This is a genomic window from Candidatus Manganitrophus morganii, assembly GCA_021651055.1.
GTDB classification, from domain to species: domain Bacteria; phylum Nitrospirota; class Nitrospiria; order SBBL01; family Manganitrophaceae; genus Manganitrophus; species Manganitrophus morganii.
Map to the genome: position 1 here is coordinate 1 of JAJHOH010000001.1, position 18,070 is coordinate 18,070.

Annotated in this window: 15 protein-coding genes; 5 read left to right on the forward strand and 10 right to left on the reverse strand. The window is 57.9% G+C overall.

Translation table 11 applies throughout. The features are described from left to right. The 4 genes from MCM46_00005 to MCM46_00020 all read left to right on the forward strand — a co-directional run. On the forward strand, positions 1–1,086 hold a 1,086-nt coding region (locus MCM46_00005), incomplete at its 5' end, for a tetratricopeptide repeat protein (protein MCG3110177.1). Between the two features lie 366 nt (positions 1,087–1,452). Then, positions 1,453–4,215 (forward strand): hypothetical protein, encoded by a 2,763-nt coding sequence (locus MCM46_00010; protein ID MCG3110178.1) that lies wholly within the window; start codon positions 1,453–1,455, stop codon positions 4,213–4,215. A gap of 4 nt (positions 4,216–4,219) precedes the next feature. Continuing rightward, positions 4,220–7,645: a DUF2309 domain-containing protein gene (locus MCM46_00015; GenBank protein ID MCG3110179.1), complete on the forward strand. Its 3,426-nt coding sequence runs from the start codon at positions 4,220–4,222 to the stop codon at positions 7,643–7,645. Continuing rightward, positions 7,642–7,983 carry a P-II family nitrogen regulator gene (locus MCM46_00020; protein ID MCG3110180.1) on the forward strand — a complete coding sequence of 114 codons (342 nt, stop codon included), beginning with the start codon at positions 7,642–7,644 and terminating at the stop codon, positions 7,981–7,983. Before MCM46_00015 ends, MCM46_00020 begins: the two co-directional genes overlap by 4 nt. Before the next feature lie 362 nt (positions 7,984–8,345). Here the strand turns inward: MCM46_00020 and MCM46_00025 are convergent, their stop codons facing one another. From MCM46_00025 to MCM46_00040, 4 genes are all read right to left on the reverse strand, one after another. Beyond that, positions 8,346–9,692, reverse strand: a complete 1,347-nt coding sequence (locus MCM46_00025; GenBank protein ID MCG3110181.1) for a TldD/PmbA family protein — start codon at positions 9,690–9,692, stop codon at positions 8,346–8,348. A 14-nt stretch (positions 9,693–9,706) separates the two neighbouring features. After that, complete coding sequence (gene tldD / locus MCM46_00030) at positions 9,707–11,152, reverse strand: metalloprotease TldD (protein ID MCG3110182.1); 1,446 nt, start codon at positions 11,150–11,152, stop codon at positions 9,707–9,709. A 145-nt stretch (positions 11,153–11,297) separates the two neighbouring features. Continuing rightward, complete coding sequence (locus MCM46_00035) at positions 11,298–11,792, reverse strand: acyl-CoA thioesterase (GenBank protein ID MCG3110183.1); 495 nt, start codon at positions 11,790–11,792, stop codon at positions 11,298–11,300. Positions 11,793–11,826: 34 nt separating this feature from the next. Then, a complete protein-coding gene (locus MCM46_00040; GenBank protein ID MCG3110184.1) occupies positions 11,827–12,603 on the reverse strand; it encodes an SDR family oxidoreductase in 777 nt (258 codons plus the stop codon). Between the two features lie 213 nt (positions 12,604–12,816). Here MCM46_00040 and MCM46_00045 point away from each other — a divergent pair, with 213 nt between their 5' ends. Then, positions 12,817–13,083: a hypothetical protein gene (locus MCM46_00045; GenBank protein MCG3110185.1), complete on the forward strand. Its 267-nt coding sequence runs from the start codon at positions 12,817–12,819 to the stop codon at positions 13,081–13,083. A gap of 39 nt (positions 13,084–13,122) precedes the next feature. Here the strand turns inward: MCM46_00045 and MCM46_00050 are convergent, their stop codons facing one another. The 6 genes from MCM46_00050 to MCM46_00075 all read right to left on the reverse strand — a co-directional run bounded on the left by MCM46_00050 (position 13,123) and on the right by MCM46_00075 (position 17,970). Next, positions 13,123–13,848, reverse strand: a complete 726-nt coding sequence (locus tag MCM46_00050; protein MCG3110186.1) for an HAD-IA family hydrolase — start codon at positions 13,846–13,848, stop codon at positions 13,123–13,125. 30 nt (positions 13,849–13,878) lie between these two features. Next, entirely contained in the window at positions 13,879–14,835 is a 957-nt protein-coding gene (locus tag MCM46_00055; protein ID MCG3110187.1) for a ketopantoate reductase family protein, read from the reverse strand. A gap of 22 nt (positions 14,836–14,857) precedes the next feature. Continuing rightward, positions 14,858–15,199, reverse strand: coding sequence for a thioredoxin family protein (locus tag MCM46_00060; protein MCG3110188.1), 342 nt, complete (start codon positions 15,197–15,199; stop codon positions 14,858–14,860). A gap of 61 nt (positions 15,200–15,260) precedes the next feature. After that, entirely contained in the window at positions 15,261–15,728 is a 468-nt protein-coding gene (locus MCM46_00065) for a peroxiredoxin (protein ID MCG3110189.1), read from the reverse strand. A 303-nt stretch (positions 15,729–16,031) separates the two neighbouring features. Then, complete coding sequence (gene fbp, locus MCM46_00070; protein MCG3110190.1) at positions 16,032–17,015, reverse strand: class 1 fructose-bisphosphatase; 984 nt, start codon at positions 17,013–17,015, stop codon at positions 16,032–16,034. A gap of 31 nt (positions 17,016–17,046) precedes the next feature. Continuing rightward, positions 17,047–17,970, reverse strand: a complete 924-nt coding sequence (locus MCM46_00075) for a homoserine kinase (protein ID MCG3110191.1) — start codon at positions 17,968–17,970, stop codon at positions 17,047–17,049. Positions 17,971–18,070 lie beyond the last annotated feature (100 nt).

Below are 18,070 nucleotides of genomic sequence, written 5' to 3' on the forward strand. Positions count from 1 at the left end.
GGAAATGCTTATGGAGATTTGGGCGATCACAAACGGCAGTTGGAATATTCTGAGAAAGCTTTAGCGCTTAGCAGAGATTTATTTGGAGAGCGACATCCAAATACGGCGACGTATCTTAATAATACTGGAAATGCTTATGGAGATTTGGGCGATCACAAACGGCAGTTGGAATATTCTGAGAAAGCTTTAGCGCTTAGCAGAGATTTATTTGGAGAGCGACATCCAAAGACGGCGACGTATCTTAACAATATAGGAAATGCTTATGGAGCTTTAGGCGATCACAAGCGGCAGCTGGAATATTCTGAGAAAGCTTTAGCGCTTAGCAGAGATTTATTTGGAGAGCGACATCCCGATACGGCGACGTATCTTAATAATACTGGAAGAGCTTATGGAGATTTGGGCGATCACAAACGGCAACTGGAATATTCTGAGAAAGCTTTAGCGATTAGCAGAGATTTATTTGGAGAGCGACATCCAAATACGGCGACGTATCTTAATAATACTGGAAATGCTTATGGAGATTTGGGCGATCACAAACGGCAGTTGGAATATTCTGAGAAAGCTTTAGCGCTTAGCAGAGATTTATTTGGAGAGCGACATCCAAAGACGGCGACGTATCTTAACAATATAGGAAATGCTTATGGAGCTTTAGGCGATCACAAACGGCAGCTGGAATATTTTGAGAAAGCTTTAGCGCTTAGCAGAGATTTATTTGGAGAGCAACTTCCAAATACGGCGACGTATTTTAACAATATAGGAAATGCTTATGGAGATTTGGGCGATCACAAACGGCAGTTGGAATATCTTGAAAAAGCTATGAACCTATATAATGAGCTACTCGGCCCACAACATCCTAAGACGGCTTGTATTATTGATGATCTGGCATCAACCCTTTCTAAACTCAACCGGCGTTATGATGCTTACCAGCTAATCGACGGATTCCTAAAGAAGCTCGGTAGTGATCACCCCAAATATACTTTACTTGCTAACCACAGAAAGCAACTGCTTTCTAAACCTCTACGTCCCGGGTTTCGCCAACCACCAAGTAATGGGAAAGGAAAGAAGAAAAAAAGGAGGAGAGAATAAACCTCGGTACCGATACATTAGAAAGGGTTTCTACCGCGTTTAATCAATCAAAGATCCCTTGGCCTCACCAAACAACACCCCAACACTCCCCTTCCCCATTAATTTTCCTTGACTTGGAGCACCAACCTGGTTTTTAATTTCCATACGCGGGAGATAGCCCGAAGGATTCTGAAATCAGGATCGGTCAGGCTATAAGCCGACTCAAAAATGAAGGGCTGGGTCGGCTTTTTTGTTATATAGTAAGGAAACAAGTTGTCAGCAGTCGGCGCTCAGCTTTCAGCTTAAAGAAATTTAAAGCCTCAAGCTGACGGCTGATCGCTGATTGCTTTCTTCAGCCCGACTGTAGAAAATCAACTGTGGAGGAAGATGACGGTTGCGTACTACCCATTGCTGATCCTTCTGGGGCCGCTCACCGCGGCCGTGGCGATCGGCCTCTTCGAAAGGCAGATCGGCCGGAAGGTCTATCGGATCGGCACCGCCGCGCAGGTGGCGTCGCTCGGGATTTCGCTACTGGTCCTCTACCAGGTCGGCGCGAGCACGGAGCCGATCCACGTTCCCCTTTCCCCCGCCGACGGCGGCCTCTTCCAATTCGGTCTCTATATCGATCGCCTCGCCGCCGTCATGCTGACACTGGTCAGCACCATCGGCTTCCTGATCTTCCGCTTCGCCATCCGCTACATGGAGCAGGAGACCGGCCGCGCCCGCTTCCACGGCCTCCTCAACCTGATGACCGTGATCCTCCTCTGCATGGTCGCCAGCCGCAACCTTCTGATGCTCTTCGTCTTCTGGCAGCTCATCAGCTGGATGCTCTACCTCCTCGTCCACAACTATTCCCATCCCGCGTCGGTGCAAGCGGCCGGGAAGACCTATACCATCCTCCGGATCGGAGACGTCGCCTTTTTAGCCGGGGTCGTCCTCGCCTATCGGACCTACGGCACACTCGAATTCCCGCAGCTCTTCATCAAAGCGGCCCAGATGCAAGAGAGCTTTTCACTCGGCGGATTTTCGATCGGCGCGCCGACGGTCATCACCCTGCTGATCTTCATCGGCGCCATGAGCAAGTCGGTCCAGTTCCCGATGCACACCTGGCTTGCGGGAAACCTCTACGCCCCGACGCCGGTGACCGCCCTGCTGCACGCCGGGATCATCAATGCCGGCGGCTTCCTCATGAACCGGCTCGCCCCGCTCTACGGCCTCAGCCCCGTCACGCTCCATTTCGCCTTGGTGATCGGCGCGGTGACCACGCTCGTCGGGGCGACGATGATGCTGACACAGAACGACATCAAAAAGACATTGGCCCACTCCACGATCGGGCAGATGGGCTACATGATCATGGAGTGCGGGCTGGGGGGCTTCGCCCTCGCCATCTTCCACCTTATCGCGCACGGTCTCTTCAAGGCGACCGTTTTCCTCGACAGCGGCCATATCATCCATGCGGCCCGCCGGGAGCCGAGACACCCGCCGCTGCACGACAAGCACGATCAGGTGGAGCTCGCCCTGGAGAAGAAGGATTTCTCCCGCCTCACCTGGGGGGCCGGATTCCTCATGACTCTCATCCTCCCGTTGATCCTCGTCCTCACGGCGCACGGCGCGCTTCGAATCCCCCTGCTCGATTCGCAAGGGGTGGTGATCTTTCTCTTCTTCATCTGGGTCACCTCCTCCCAGGCGATCCTGACCCTCTACCGCTTGCAGGCGGTGTCGTCCTGGAAGGTGGCGGCGCTCATGCTCTTCACGCTGCTCTTGGTGATGTTGACCTATCTCTTCGCGGCGGAGGGCCTGACCCACTTTCTCTATCCCGCGCCGGGAGAGGCCGCCGGCTATTTCCAGGCGGCCGCGTTGAACGGATGGCTCTTCGACTTTTTGATCGCGGTGACGGCGCTGCTGATTATCTCCGGCTGGGTGGTGAGTTATGCGAGAACCCACGGCTTCTCGATCCGGATGCCGGAGCGGACCGAGTCGCTGATGGCCCATCTCTACGTTCTCTTCATGAACCGGCTTTATCTGGAAGCGTTTTACGCCCGGCTCGGACGAAGACTCGAGCGATGGACCCGCCGGCTCGACCAGAGCATGCCGTTTAAAATCGCCGTCGGGCTGATCGCGTTCGCCGTCGCCTTCGGCCGGCTCCTCCCCGCCGCCGCACAGGTGAACGATCTCTCCCCCGGAAATCTCGCGATCTTTATGATCGCCGTTCTCTTTCTTCCGCTCTTTCCGCTGCACGGGCTCTATGTGGCGGCGCTGACCCGGCTGCCGGGGGTTTTCCCCGCGCTGCTCGCCCTGCTTCTCCCCTTGTCGGGATTCTACGCGATCAGCGGGTTGCTTCCGCAGATTCCGGCGGAGATCCGTGGGGCGATCAGCCTGCTCGCCCTCTTCGGCGCGTTCTACGGAATGGTCAAGGCGGTCGCCCAGTTCCGGGTGGAGCGGCTGCTCGCCTACGGCGGGGTCGCCCTCTTCTCGATTCTTTGGTGGTATCTCGCCGGCGCGGCAAGCGGCGCGCCGCGGGGGGCGCTCTACGCCGGCGCCGCGGCGCTGATCACGGGGGGGCTCCTCTTCGCCTGGCGGAGGGTGCGGGCGCGCTACGGCGATTTGGATCTCGACCGGATCGGCGGGCTCGCAAAGCCGATGCCCCGCTTCGCCCTCTTGCTCGCCCTCCTGGTGACCGCCGCGATGGGTCTTCCCCCCTTCGGCCTCTTTTCGGGACTGATGGAAATGCTGACGAACCGGTCGCTCCCGGTCTCGTGGGATCTCGCCGTGATCGTGCTGGCCTGGCTGGGGGCGTCGTGGCTCTTTGTCAATTTGATGCAGCGGCTCCTCTTCGGCCCCCCCCGCACCGACATCCAATACACCGACCTGCGCGCCGGCGAAGCCGCCCCCCTGGCGATCGCGCTCTTGATCCTCCTGGTCATCGGCATCGCCCCAAACGCATTTTTCCAAACAGACTCGGCGACGACGGGACTTCCTTCACCCAGCGCGCAAAGCGCGCGTGAGGGGGAGGCTCCGGCGGCTTCGCCGACGGAGGGGGCGACGCGAGCCCCTATAATTAATCCCCAGCGAGCAAACGCGAGCGTTGAGGGGGAGGCTCATCCAGCTTGGCTGGATGAGGGGGCGACGCAAGCCCCTATAATAAACTAAACTTATGCAAATAACCCGAATCCCATACAGCGAAACCGAGCGGCTGCGGCTCAGAGGGGTGGTCCGGCTGGCCGGCGAGATCATCGCCAACTACTGGCCGATGCGGAACTTTATTACCCGCAACCCGTTGCACGGCCTGGAGTATCTCCCTTTCGAGGAGGCGGTGAAGCAGGGGGAGCGGATCCTCGGGGCGAAAGGGTATCTCTCCGGCGCGATTTACCGGGAATATCTCCGCTCCGGGAGAATTCTCCCGGAACAGATCGACGCCCCCCTCCGGCCGCTGGCGTGCGATAAATATGTGACGGCGGGAGGAGAGCGGGTTACCCGCCTCGCCGTCCTTCGCGCCTGCATGCTCGCGGGGCTCGGCGGCCCCCTCGACCCGGACGAGGCGGTCATCCAAGCCGCGCTCGACGCCGCTCCCGATCGGACCTTTCTGGAGGCGTTGGCGGGCCGCCTCGGCCCCGCGTTGAAACCGCTCGACCTTCGGAAACAGATGCGGGCCGACGCCGAGGCGGCGCGGGGGGCGCTGGTCCGGCGGGTGACGCCGTCGGCCTGGTGCGACCAGGTCCTCGGAACCAACATCACCGAGCAGATCAACGGCGAGATGATCAAATGGTGCGGCGCCTTTTTGGACGAGGGGCAGGCCCCCTGGCCGATGCCGGAACGGGAAAAAGGATTTTATCTCGCCTGGAAATCGCTCGCCGCGCTCGAATGGTCCCCCTGCGGCATCCCCCTCAGCCGCCGGAAGATCGCCGCCCTTCCGGACGAGCCGGAAGCGGCGCTCTTCGAAAGCCTCATCACCCTCGACATTCCCCATGATACGTGGCAGGAATATCTCTCCCTCCACCTGGCGGCCCTTCCCGGCTGGACCGGCTTCATCAAATGGCGCTCCGATCAGAGCGAGTACGATTGGCAGCAGGCCTACCCCGCCGATCTGATCCAGTACCTCGCCGTCCGGATCTGGTATGTGCGGGAACTGGTCGAGAAAGCGTGCCAGGAACATCTTGGAATCGCCGGAAACGTCGACGCCATCTCGGCCTACCTGCAACGCCACCCGCTGGAATATTATCTGCGGCGCGCGCGGCTCGCCGGGCGGCTGCCGGCCGATTACGCCGCGCAGGTCGATCGGCTCCGCGAGCGGAGCGACTCCTCGGTCGGACAAAAAGACGCCTGGGAAAAACTCGCCGAGCATTATGCGGCGCAGACCGGGCCGCGGCGGGAGGAGGCGGTCCGGCGCGCCGCCGCCTTGCGGCTGCGCGCCCTCGCCGAAGCGCTCGCGATCGATCCGGCCCTTTTCCTGGAAACCCCGCCGGAGGATCTGAAGACCCTTCTCGACTGGGTCGATGCCTTTCCGGAATCGGAGCAAGTTCCGGTCTGGCTGAAAGCGCTCGAAACGGGCTACCAGGAACAGTTGATCGAAAAACTGAAGTCCAATCTCAGCGCGCAAAGCGCGCATGAGGGGGAGGCTCCAGCAGCTTCATTGCTGGAGGGGGCGACGCGAGCCCCTATGATGAATCCCCAGCGAGCAAACGCGAGCGTTGAGGGGGAGGCTCATGCGGCTAAGCTGCATGAGGGGGTGACGCAAACCCCTATATTAATCCGCCCCCAAGCGCAAGCGGTTTTTTGCATCGACGTTCGCTCCGAGCCGTTCCGGCGGCATTTGGAGGCGGTCGGCGATTACGAGACGTTCGGCTTCGCCGGATTCTTCACCGTCTTCATCCGCTATCAAGGGCTCGGCGATCATCACGAGACCGATCAGTATCCGGTGATCATGAAGGCGAAGAACCTGGTGCGGGAGCTCCCCCGCCCCTATCAGGGCCGGCTCCTCTCCCGGCATCTCTCGGGGACGCAGCTGCTGCACATGGGGCATGAGCTGTTGTATTCTCTGAAGGAGAATGTGATCACCCCGTACGTGATGGTCGAGTCGGTCGGCTGGTTCTACGCGCTTCCGCTGATCGGCAAGACGGTTTTCACCAACGGGTATCGGAATCTGACCGCCTGGTTCCGCCGGCTCTTCGCCCCCCCCGTCGCCACCTCGCTCACGATCGACAAGCTCTCCCGAAAAGAGGTCGAGGAGATGCTCGCCTCCGAGCAGCGGTCGATCATCCGGCGCGCGCTGCAGCAGGAGTTCGCCGACCGGAACCTGAACCTTTCTCTGGAGCGGCTGGAGTTCTTGCGCCGGCGGGCGATGGACGACATCGATCCGGCGCCGCTTGTCAAAGGATCGACCCGTTCCAACGCCCCTTCCAACGCCCTCTCCCCCGAGGAGGAGGCCGCCTTTGTCGAAGATCTCCGCGCCCGCTACCAGATCAACCGTCGCTGGTCGTTCGCCCGGATGGAGAAGATCACCCGGACCGGCTTCACCCTTCAGGAGCAGCTCTTCACCGTGGAGACGGCGCTCCGGATGATGGGATTGACCAAAAACTTCGCCCGGTTGGTTCTTTTCTGCGGACATGGGAGCGTGTCGGAAAACAATCCTTTCGAGGCGGCGCTCGACTGCGGCGCCTGCGGCGGAAACTCCGGCAAGCCGAATGCGCGGGTGCTGGCGGCGATGGCGAATAAGCCGCTCGTCCGGGAGGCGCTGGCGAAGAACGGCATCGTGATCCCGCCCGATACCTATTTCATCGCCGGTGAGCACAACACCACCACCGACGCGGTGACCCTCATCGATCTGGAGGACCTTCCCCAGACCCACCGGATGGATCTGCACCGGCTGATGGACGATCTGGAGGAGGCCGGCCTTCAGACCAGCCGGGAGCGCTGCGCGCGGTTCCCGGAGATCGAATCGGCCCCGACCCCCGCTCAAGCGGCGCGGGAGGTGCGGCGGCGCAGCGGCGACTGGAGCCAGGTCCGGCCGGAGTGGGGGCTGTCGGGGAACGCCGCCTTCGTCATCGGCGGCCGGCGGATGACCCGGCGGGTTGATTTGGAAGGGCGGGTTTTCTTACAATCGTATGATCCTCAGGAAGATCCGACCGGCCGGCTGCTGGAGATTCTGATGACCGGCCCCCAGGTGGTCGGCCAGTGGATCAACATGGAGTACTATTTTTCGACGGTCGACAACGAGGTCTACGGGAGCGGGAGCAAGATTTACCACAACGTCGTCGGCCGGTTCGGGGTGATGTCGGGGCCGCAGAGCGATTTGCGCGTGGGGCTCCCCGCGCAGACGGTGATGAAGGGGGAGCGGCCGTATCATGAGCCGATGCGGCTGCTGAGCGTGATCGAAGCGCCGCGGGAGCGGATCGGAGCGATCATCCGCCGTCATAAAGTGCTTCAGGAATATTACCACAACGAATGGGTCCACTTGATCGCGCTCGACCCGGGGGATAAAATTTTCTATCGCTATCTTCCAAGCCGGGAGTGGGTTCCCTTGAGGGAGGCGCGGGCGATTCCGCAGGACGAAATGTTTTTAGCGAAGGAGCAGAACGTATGAACAGCCTTACCCTTCACCCGATGAAGGAGATTCGAATCATCATTCAGGGCGAGCATGTGAAGTTCGCGACCGATCTTCTCGACAGCGTCAAGGCGACCGGCTACACGATCATCCACAACATTTCGGGAAAAGGGACGCATGGGATTCACTCGGCCCATCCGATGTTCAATGAGATGGACAGTCTGGTAATGTTGATGACGGTCGTTCCGCCCGACAAGGTGAAGCCGATTCTCGCCGGCTTACAGCCGCTCTTCGACCGCCATACCGGGGTGATGTTCGTCTCGGATGTCTCGGTCAGCCGCGTGGACCACTTCTCCTCTCCGTCCGGCGACCGCTGATCACTCTTTTGGGGCGTTGCCCCAAACCCCACCGCGGGGGGTGCGTGCCCACCCTGTTTATCTGATGTGGAGCCGGCGCTGGGAGAAGACGGTTGGTTTCCGATCTTCACACCAGGTGCGCCTTGCCCCACACCCTTCGGATTCCCAGGGCAGCGGAGGGGGCAAGTCCCCCCCTGCTCCCCCCACGGTCAGAACTCGCTCAACCACGGAAGATCGCTGATGGATTGAGCTTCAAACATGCTGACCTGAAGCGTCGATAATACGTCTGACAGAAGGAACGCAGGATCATCAGGGGCACAGTACGCCCATGACGCGCAGGCTCTTTGCTCTGGGGTTTTGGGGGAGGGAATTTATGGCAGAATTTAATTCCCGGCGACGGTCATGCGTGAGATTTTAAGGGTTGGGGCGGCGGTCTTTCGCCAGGGGTCGAGATCGTTTCCGACCATCTCGATCTGCTGAAACATCTCTTTCAGGTTTCCGGCGATGGTGATCTCTTCGACCGGATAGGCCAGCTCTCCGTTTTCAATCCAGAGTCCCACCGCGCCGCGGGAATAGTCGCCGGTCACCGAATTGACTCCGAAGCCGATCAACTCCGTGACATAGAGGCCCGACTTCACCGACCGGATGATCTCCTCCGGCGTATATTGCCCCGGCTTCATGTGGAAGTTGGACGATCCGACCGACGGGGGGTCGCCGATCCCGCGCACGGCGTTTCCGGTGGAGGGAAGGCCGAGCTTCTTGCCGGAGTAGGTGTCGAGCAGATATGTTTTCAGAACGCCGTTTTCGACGACGGTCTTTCGATACGAGGGAAGGCCTTCGCCGTCGAAAGGACGGGAGCCGAGACCGGAGCGAAGGGTCGGATCGTCGTAAACCGTCACCCCGCTCGACGCGATCGGATTCCCCACCTGATCGATCAGAAACGACGCCCCTTTGTAGATCGAATAACCCGACACCGCCGAGGAGAGGTGTCCTAAGAGGGAGGCGGCCAGCTGCGGATCGAAGACGACCGGGACCTGCTGTGTCGTGACTTTTCGGGCCCCCAACCGCCGCAACGTCCGGATCGCCGCCGTTCGGCCGATCGATTCCGGCGACTCGAGGTCTTTCAGTTTGCGCCGGGAGGAATACCAATAATCGCGCTGCATTTGACCGTCCTGAACGGCGATCGGCATTGCCGAGATGGAAGCGCCGGTCGTTTCATAATGACCCTGAAACCCGTTGCTCGCGGCATAGAGGACGAAGGTATGATAGTGACCGAAGTCGGCCCCTTCCGAATTCGTCAGCCGGGGGTCCTGTTCCAACGCCGCCTGCTCGGCCCGGCGGGCGAGGTCGATTTTCTCTTCGATGGGAATTTTCTCCACCTCGGTATCGACCAGATCGAGCTCGGGAAAGCTCTTGGCCAAAAGCTCCGGCGCGGGAAGACCGGCGAACGTGTCCTCCGCGGCGATCTGAGCCAGGGTGCAGGTGTCGTCGAGAAGGCGGTCGAGCGAGGCGGGGCTCAGATCGGAGGTGGAGGTGATCGCCGACCGGTTCCCGAAAAAGAGCCGCAGCCCGAGGCTTTTTCCGCGGGCATTGCTGATCTTTTCCACCTCTTTGAGGCGGACCTGCGCCGAGAAAGAATCCCCCTCCACGACGATGAGATCCCCTCCGGTGGCTCCCCGTTTTTCCGCTCTCTTAAGTAACTCTTTGGCTCGATTCAGGTCGAATTGCATTTTTTCTCCGAAGTTTAACCCTTCGTTCCCCCTACGGTCATTTCCGATATTTTAATTGTCGGCAAGCCGACCCCGACCGGAACACTCTGGCCGTCTTTTCCGCAAGTGCCGACCCCCGAGTCGAGCGACATGTCGCTTCCGACCATCGTCACCTTGGTCAGCACGTCGGGGCCGTTTCCGATCAACGTCGCTCCCTTGACCGGCGCGCCGATTTTCCCGTTCTCGATCAGATAGGCCTCGCTGGCCGAGAAGACGAACTTTCCGCTGGTGATATCGACCTGCCCTCCGCCGAATGAGACGGCGTACAGTCCTTTCCGGACCGATCGGAGGATCTCTTCCGGATTCGACTCTCCCGCCAGCATATAGGTGTTGGTCATCCGGGGCATCGGGCTGTGCGCGTAGCTCTCCCGGCGGCCGTTGCCGGTCAGCGGCATCTTCATCAGCGTCGCGTTCAAACGGTCTTGAAGATAACCTTTCAAGATCCCCTTTTCGATCAAAACGGTCCGGCCGGTCGGGGTTCCCTCGTCATCGACGTTGAGCGAGCCGCGCCGCCACGGAAGCGTGCCGTCATCGACCACGGTGCAGAGCTCGGAAGCGACCCGCTGGCCGATCTTCCCGCTGAAGGCCGAGGTCCCTTTGCGGTTGAAGTCGGCCTCCAAGCCGTGTCCGATCGCTTCATGAAGAAGAATGCCGGGCCAGCCGGGCCCCAAGACGACTTCCATGACCCCCGCCGGGGCATCGATGGCGCTCAAATTCAAGATCGCTTGCCGCGCCGCCTCTTTGGTGTATTCTTCGAAGCGCCGCTCCTCCAAGAAGTAGCCGAATTCGCTCCGGCCGCCGCCGCCGAAGCTGCCGACCTGGCGGTTTCCTTGCTCCTCCGCGATGCAGCTGACGTTGAGCCGCATCAACGGGAGGACATCGCCGGTGACCACCCCTTGCGAGTTGACGATCAAAATGATTTTATATTCGCTGCTAAAGGAGGCCATCACCTTTTTGATCCGCGGATCATATTGGCGGGCGATCCGATCGATCTCTTCCAGGAGTTTGATCTTCTCCTCGACCGGAATTTCGATCGGCGGGGTCGTCACCGGATAGAGGTTGCGTGAGGGGGGGGTCACCTGGACCGGAACGGCGTCCCTTGATCCTCCCTCTTCGGCGATGTACCGGGCGGTTTTTGCCGCGACCAAAAGTTGATCGGTGTTGATGTCGTCCGAATAGGCGTAGCCGGTTTTCTCCTGGGCGATCGCCCGAACGCCGACCCCCTGGGAAATGTTCTTGGAAACCTTTTTAACGATTCTTTCTTCGAGGCTGATCGATTCGCTCGTTAGATATTCGAAGTAGAGATCGGCGTAGTCGATCCGCTTTCCCAACACCCGGCCGATCGCCGATTCGAGCGAAGAGGTCGAGAGACCGTACTTCTGCAGAAAAAACTGTTCCGGCCGTTCTATTGAATTTGCCATTCTATTTTTTTCCCTTAAACTTAGGGGCGAATCTTGTATTCGCCCCAGATTTGGGCGATCACAAAGATCGCCCCTACGAAAGATGTGAAACCATTTACGGTCTGTATTAATTCTGCTTGATTTTACAGGAGTTCGGCCTCTTCTTTCAAGCGCGATCTCTTCCCAGTCTTTCGAGTCTTCTCTGCTTGCGCTCGAGCGCCTCCTGAAAACGTCGGCGCTCCTCGTCGGTCGTTAAGACCAGTTTTGGAACCGGAACCGGCTTGCCGTTGAAATCGATCGCGACGTAGGTCAGAATCGCGCTGCTGGTGTGGACCCGCTCCCCGGTCAGGCCGTTCTCGGAGTAGACCTCGACGCCGACCTCCATGGAGCTTTTCCCCGCATAGTTCATGCGGGCCTTTAAGATGACCAGAAACCCGAGCTTCACCGGAACAAGAAACTCGAGCCCTTCCATCGCGGCGGTCACAATCGGCTTCCGGCTGTGCCGGTTGGCGGCGATCGCCCCGACGATGTCGATCCAATGCATCAGCGTCCCGCCGAGGAGGTTTCCGAGCATGTTGGTGTCATTCGGCAGGACGATCTGAACCATCTCGGTCGCCGACTCGGCGACCGTCTTCCCCTCTTCCGGCATCTGCTTCTCCATTCTTTTTGATCTCCCCGGCCCGCGCCCCCTACGCTTACGACATGGTCGCGCCGCCGCAAATATTCAGCGCCTGACCGGTCATCGCCTGGGAGGCGTCTGAAGCGAGATAGACGGCCAATTCGGCGACTTCGGTCCCTTCGGTGAACCGCTTCATCGGAATCGCCGCCACCGCCTGACGGCGGACCTCCTTATCCGAGAGTCCGGCCGCCTCGGACCACTCTCTTAATCCAAGCCGTGCCATCTCCGTTTCAACCCATCCCGGACAGAGGGCGTTGACCGTGATGCCGCGGGAGACCACTTCGAGCGCCAGCGCGCGGGTAAACCCGACGATTCCATGTTTCGTGGCGCAGTAGGCGGTATAACCGGCCACACCGAACTTTCCCAGGACGGAGGAGAGGTTGATGATCCGGCCGTGGGCTTGATCCTTCATCTCCGGAAGGACCCGCTTCGTGACGTAATAGACGCCGGTTAAATTGGTCTCCAAGATGCGCATCCACCGATCGTCTCCTTCTTGATCGATCGGATTCTGCCCGGACGTCCCCGCATTGTTCACCAAGATCGTGATCGGCCCGAACGCCTCGACCGTCTTCGTCACAAATCGATCGACCGACTGTTTGTCGGTCACGTCGACTTCCCATCCGACAATCGGCCACCCTTTTGCCCGGAGCCCTTCCGCAAAGGTTTTATAATGGTCCGGCCGGCGGGAGCCGATCACCACCCGGGCCCCTTCTTTCAAGAAAGCCTCGCTGACCGCGGCGCCGATCCCGGTCCCGCCCCCCGTCACCACGGCGACTTTATCTTTAAGGCGCATCAAATCCTCCCCGCTGCAGATCAAATAACCGAAATGGTGTAGTGATTATACGAATTCGGTTAATACGGTTATCCTGTTTTTGAATGTGATCGACATCCTAATTGTATCTTACTGATTTTAAAAATAAAATATATTATATCATCTTAAAGAAGACGGCACAGGCATTGCAAAATTTCCACCCGTTATAAAAAACACCCAAACAGGAGGAATAGAATGAAAAAATTGATCATGTTCTTTGTTGTTGCAATGGTTGCCTTCAGCTTCGCCACAGTCGGCTTTGCCGGCGGAGATCACAAAATCTCCGGCGAGATCACAAAGGTCGAAGGAGACATGGTCACGATTAAAGATGAAAAAGGCAAAGAGCATATGGTTCACACCGACAAGAGCACCAAAATGTCGGGCGAAGTGAAGCAAGGGGCGAAGGTCGAGGCGGAAACGACCGAAAAAGGTCACGCCACCATGATTTCGGTAAAGAAATAGTCTGAACCGGGTCGGCTTTATCTGGAACGCCTCTTCATCTCAGCCCGGTGGAGAGGCGTTTTTTTCCAGAGCGTCTAAAAGATCGCTCAGGGAAGAGAGGCGCGGGACGGAGCGCTCCTTCGTGTAGCGTCCCGAACGATCGAGCAAGAAGACATGCATTCCAATCTCCCGGGCCCCTTCAATATCGTGATGCGGGCTGTCTCCCACATAAACCGATTCTTCAGGTGAAAGGGCCGCTTTCTCCAAGGCCTTCCTGAAGATTTCCGGAGAAGGCTTGGCCACCCCTTCCCGGCTCGAGATCGTGATCGTCTGGAAATATTGGCCGATGCCGAGCGATCTGCAGACCTCATGAATCCGTGAATCAAAATTGGAAATAATTCCGAGATGGTACCCTTCCCGATGGAGACGTTCGAGGAGCGCTTTGGTTTCAGGAAAGAGGGACCACCCCTCTGGGCCGACAAAAAAAAGATAGAGCTCTTCGAAGAGCGCATCAAATTTCGGAAAGCGGATGTCGTCGAAGACGGCGCGAACCAGACGGCGCCACCACTCCTTCTCTTGTCTTTCGAGCTCCGGGCCGCTGACGCCCGGGAAGGTCAACGGCGGACTTTGCTTAAACATCTCCTTGAATCGTTGATTCAAAAACGCCGGATCGACCTCAATTCCATACTTCTTTGCAAATCGGCTATATTGAGCGCCGACACTCCCTTTGACTTCGAATAAGGTGTCTCCCGCGTCGAAGAAAACCCCTTTGATTTTAGCCGGCATGGTCCTCCCATTCTCCAGAGTGTGCGTGACTCACTCGGGCTTCCTTCCCGCTCGCTTCATTTCAAGGCCCTTCACCAGTCCATAGAGCGCGCGGTGCGTCGGAACCGGAATTCCCTTTTTCTCTCCCCGCCGGATCAGATCGCCGTTGAGATGCTCGATCTCCGTCGGCTTCCCGTTTTTGAAATCCTCGTACATCGAGGTGTGATACTCGCGGAACTGGCCGGAGGTCGTGATCGTCTCTTCAATGATATTCGTCTTCAACGCGATCCCTTCGGCCGCCGCGACCGCGATGATCTCGATGATTCCCTGCCGGACGATTTCGAGCAGCGGTCCCGAATCGAGAATCAACGAAATGGGATGATCGAGGATGACGGAAAGAGGATTAAACGTCGCGTTCCAGCAGAGTTTTTCCCATTTGGCTTTCATGATCTGGCCGGTCAGGTAAGAGGTGATCCCGGCATTTGAAAGAAGCTGATGAATTTGCGCGGCGCGATCGCTCTTCTCTCCCGAAAGTTCTCCGAGGGAGATGATTCCTCTTCGATAATGCTCGATCAGACCGGGCGCCGCCAACCGCGAGGTGATATAGGCGACACCGGCGACCAGGCAATCTCTTTTGAAGTAGGAAAGAATTCTTTCTTCGGAGTCGACGCCGTTCTGAAGGGTGAGAAGGGTTGCTCCCCTCTCCACCAGCGGGGCAATTTCCTTTAGGAGAGACGGAAGGTCATATGCTTTGACCGCGAGGATGATCAGATCGACCGAGTCGATTTGAGAGACGCTTTGAATCAGCGGTGGATGAACCGTAAAGTCGCCGTTGACACTCTTGATCTGAAGTCCGCCCCCCGCGATCGCCCGGTCGCTCTTCGGACGGACCAGAAAAGTGACATCGACTCCCGATCTGCAAAGGAGGGCGCCGAAATAACCGCCGACGGCGCCCGCTCCGATCACGAGCACTTTCTTCAATTGTTTTTGCGGATTGTCTATCGACATCGACTCCAGAAAATGATCTCACCTAAACGAGAAGGTACTGATCAATGCGGCGGATCAGTTCATCATACTCTAATTTTTCGTCGGCCGTATGGACCAAAACACCGTTCTTGTAGAAATGAGAGGTCGGAAAGGTCTCGAAGGAGTATTGTTTTTTAATTTCGCGACAGGCCCCGGGAACATGCATCTGCGCTTTTCCGAACTTTACGGACCCCCCATATTTCTCCGCCGCTTGTTTGAGAATCGGATCAAACTCATTGCACGGAACGCAGGAAGCGATTCCAAAAACAACCACCGCGGCGGGAACGGATAGGTAGGAGGGATAGTTTTGGTCATCGACCCTCGGGATCTCAATTGAATCACTCATTTCTCTTCTTCCATATAAAAATGGCCGGAAGGGGTCCCCTTCCGGCCGGGAGTTTAACCGCTTATCCGTTCTTCACGGTTTCGAGGGCCTTCAAGATGTCGTTATTGTCTCTGGCCGTTAAGATCTCCTGGACCTTCTTGTAGCGGACTTTCCCCTTTTTATCGACGATGACCGTCGCCCGCTTTCCGATGTTGGCGTCTTCGAGGAAAAGCCCGTAATTCTTCACCGCATCGCGCTTCATATCGGAGAGGAGCCGATGCTTCAGACCGAGCGCGTCGGCCCACGCCTTGTGCGACCAGGTGGAGTCGATGCTGATCCCGAAGACTTCCGTATCGGTGTCCTGAAACTTGGGAAGATCGTTCGTAAAACATTTATTCTCATTGGTGCAGACGGGGCTCCAGTCCAACGGATAAAACGCGAGGACGACATTTTTCTTGTCGCGAAAATCGCTGAGCTTCACTTCTTTTTGATCTTGGTCTTTCAAAATAAAATCGGGGGCGTCGTCACCCACCTCAATTTCTTTCGCCATGAATTTTCTCCTCTATTGAAGCTCCCCGCAGCTTGCTGCGGGGAATCTTCCACCCGAAAGGATGGAAAGACTCTATTTGTATTCGCGCGTCTAACCTTCGCAGCAAGCTGCGAGGAATGCGACGCGCGTGCGTGTTCAAATGGATGATGATTAAGCAGACGCTATCTTTAACACAGCGATTGGAAGGGTGTCAACCGGATTATCAGGAAAAGGACAGGGGCCTGGGGCCGGGGACCGGAGAAACGAATTCAGAATCTTTTATCCGACCCCTGGCCCCCGACACCCGGCCCCTGTTTTAAGATCTTATTGTCCTCGGAGGGAAGCTTCGGCCTGCTTGACATCTTCCACGCTTCCGATGATCAGGGGGACCTTTTGATGAAGCTTTTCAGGTTTGATATCGAGGATCGGATGACTCCCGGTCGTCGCTTTTCCTTGGGCCTGTTCCATGATAAAAGCAAGCGGGGCCGCCTCATAGAGCAGTCGAAGTTTTCCTTGCGGGTTTTTGCTGTCGCCGGGATAGAGAAAAATTCCTCCCTTGAGAAGGTTTCGGTGAAAATCGGCCACGAGGGAGCCGACATACCGCGCGGTCGCGCCCGATTTTTTCATCCCTTCGATATACCGCTTGATCCCGTCGCTCCAGAGGTTGGCGTTTCCTTCGTTGATGCTGAAGATATTTCCTTTCGGCGGAATCCGGAGGTTTTCATGGGAGAGAAGAAACTCTCCGATGCTCGGATCGAGGGTAAATCCGTGAACGCCGAAACCGGTGCTGTAGACCATCATCGTCGAGGAGCCGTAGATGATGTAGCCCGCGCCGATCTGATCGCGTCCCGGCTGGAGAAAGTCTTCCATCGTCGCTTCCGGGCCGGTGCTTTTTCTCCGATGGATGGAGAAGATCGAGCCGATGCTGATGTTGACGTCGATATTCGATGAGCCGTCGAGCGGATCGACCAGGAGAACATATTTCCCCTTGGGATAGGTGTCCGGAACCTGGTAGATCCCATCCAGCTCTTCGGAAGCGATGCCGATGAGATGGCCGGTGTGGCAGAGCATCTTGATGAAGGTTTCATTGGCGAAGTCGTCCAGCTTCTGGACCCGCTCGCCGTGAACATTCTCTCTCCCCTTGTAACCGAGGAGGTCGATCAGTCCGGCCTGGTTCACCTCCCGCGAGATGATCTTGGCCGCGGTGGCGATTTCCACCAGAAGGCCGGTGAAATCTCCCGTCGCTTTCGGATAATGTTTTCGTTGCTGTTCGATCAGAAATCGGGTGAGGGTGGTCCCCAGCTCCATCGCGCGCTCCTATTCTGAGTAGTAAAATAGTTTACTTGATCATCCGTGCACCCAGACGATCCATCTGGGTGATCCGAATTTCTGAAACAACCTGGTGACCCTGGAACGCTTTTTCCATCGCCCTTCCGATCTTCTCGGCCCGCTTCGGATCATCGGTGACCGCAAAGATCGAGGCCCCGGCGCCGGAGATCGAGCAGCCGAGCGCTCCGGCCGAAAGGGCCCCCTTCTTCACATCTTCGAACCCTTTGATGAGGGGCGCCCGGGCCGCCTCGGCGACGCGATCCTGAATCGACCGGCCGAAACGCGCGGCGTCTTTCTTGGCGACCGCCCATGCAATCATCGAGGCGTAGGCCATGTTCGAGATGAAGTGCTCCATCGGAATCATTCCCGGGAGAACGCGCCGGGATTCCTTCGTCAGAAGCGGAAAATCGGGGATGGCGACGACGATGATCGCTTTTTCAATCCGTCCCAGCGAAACCACCTCCTTCGTGAAGGGGTTATTCCAGGTCACCCCTCCCATCATCGAGGGGCCGATATTATCGAGGAAGAAACCGCGGCTTACGTGAGACTCCGCCACCGCCGCCAAGGGAACCAGCTCCGCCTTCGATAATTTCTCTCCGAAGAGGAGATTGACGGCATAAGCCGCCGCAACGGCGCTGGCCGCGCTGCTTCCAAGGCCGGTTCCGGGAACCCCTTTATGGAGGGTCAGACTGACCCCCTCCCGGGAGACGAGATGATCCAAAACCGCTTGGGCGGAGATCCCCGCGGTGTTTTCCTCGGCCTTGTATGACAACCGGCCCCGATCTCCGGTGATCTCGGTGATGGAGACGCCCGGCTCGGGCCGGCGGGTCGCCGCCACCGTATCCCCCATTCCGGCGAGGGCCATTCCCAGGACATCAAATCCCGGCCCGATATTTCCGACGGAGGCGGGGGCGAACACGCGAACCGATTTCATTTGAAACTCCTCCTGAGAAGAATAGATGGTCGCGCCTGATTCAATACTGCCTGATTGAAGCCCCCCCGCAGCAAGCTGCGGGGAATCTTCGACCCGATAT

Bases quoted from the DNA above. Each gene is read 5' to 3' on its own strand.
- MCM46_00010 (MCG3110178.1), top strand. From the start codon at position 1,453: ATGACGGTTGCGTACTACCCATTGCTGATCCTTCTGGGGCCGCTCACC.
- MCM46_00015 (MCG3110179.1), top strand. From the start codon at position 4,220: ATGCAAATAACCCGAATCCCATACAGCGAAACCGAGCGGCTGCGGCTC.
- MCM46_00020 (MCG3110180.1), top strand. From the start codon at position 7,642: ATGAACAGCCTTACCCTTCACCCGATGAAGGAGATTCGAATCATCATT.
- MCM46_00025 (MCG3110181.1), bottom strand. From the start codon at position 9,692: ATGCAATTCGACCTGAATCGAGCCAAAGAGTTACTTAAGAGAGCGGAA.
- tldD (MCG3110182.1), bottom strand. From the start codon at position 11,152: ATGGCAAATTCAATAGAACGGCCGGAACAGTTTTTTCTGCAGAAGTAC.
- MCM46_00035 (MCG3110183.1), bottom strand. From the start codon at position 11,792: ATGGAGAAGCAGATGCCGGAAGAGGGGAAGACGGTCGCCGAGTCGGCG.
- MCM46_00040 (MCG3110184.1), bottom strand. From the start codon at position 12,603: ATGCGCCTTAAAGATAAAGTCGCCGTGGTGACGGGGGGCGGGACCGGG.
- MCM46_00045 (MCG3110185.1), top strand. From the start codon at position 12,817: ATGAAAAAATTGATCATGTTCTTTGTTGTTGCAATGGTTGCCTTCAGC.
- MCM46_00050 (MCG3110186.1), bottom strand. From the start codon at position 13,848: ATGCCGGCTAAAATCAAAGGGGTTTTCTTCGACGCGGGAGACACCTTA.
- MCM46_00055 (MCG3110187.1), bottom strand. From the start codon at position 14,835: ATGTCGATAGACAATCCGCAAAAACAATTGAAGAAAGTGCTCGTGATC.
- MCM46_00060 (MCG3110188.1), bottom strand. From the start codon at position 15,199: ATGAGTGATTCAATTGAGATCCCGAGGGTCGATGACCAAAACTATCCC.
- MCM46_00065 (MCG3110189.1), bottom strand. From the start codon at position 15,728: ATGGCGAAAGAAATTGAGGTGGGTGACGACGCCCCCGATTTTATTTTG.
- fbp (MCG3110190.1), bottom strand. From the start codon at position 17,015: ATGGAGCTGGGGACCACCCTCACCCGATTTCTGATCGAACAGCAACGA.
- MCM46_00075 (MCG3110191.1), bottom strand. From the start codon at position 17,970: ATGAAATCGGTTCGCGTGTTCGCCCCCGCCTCCGTCGGAAATATCGGG.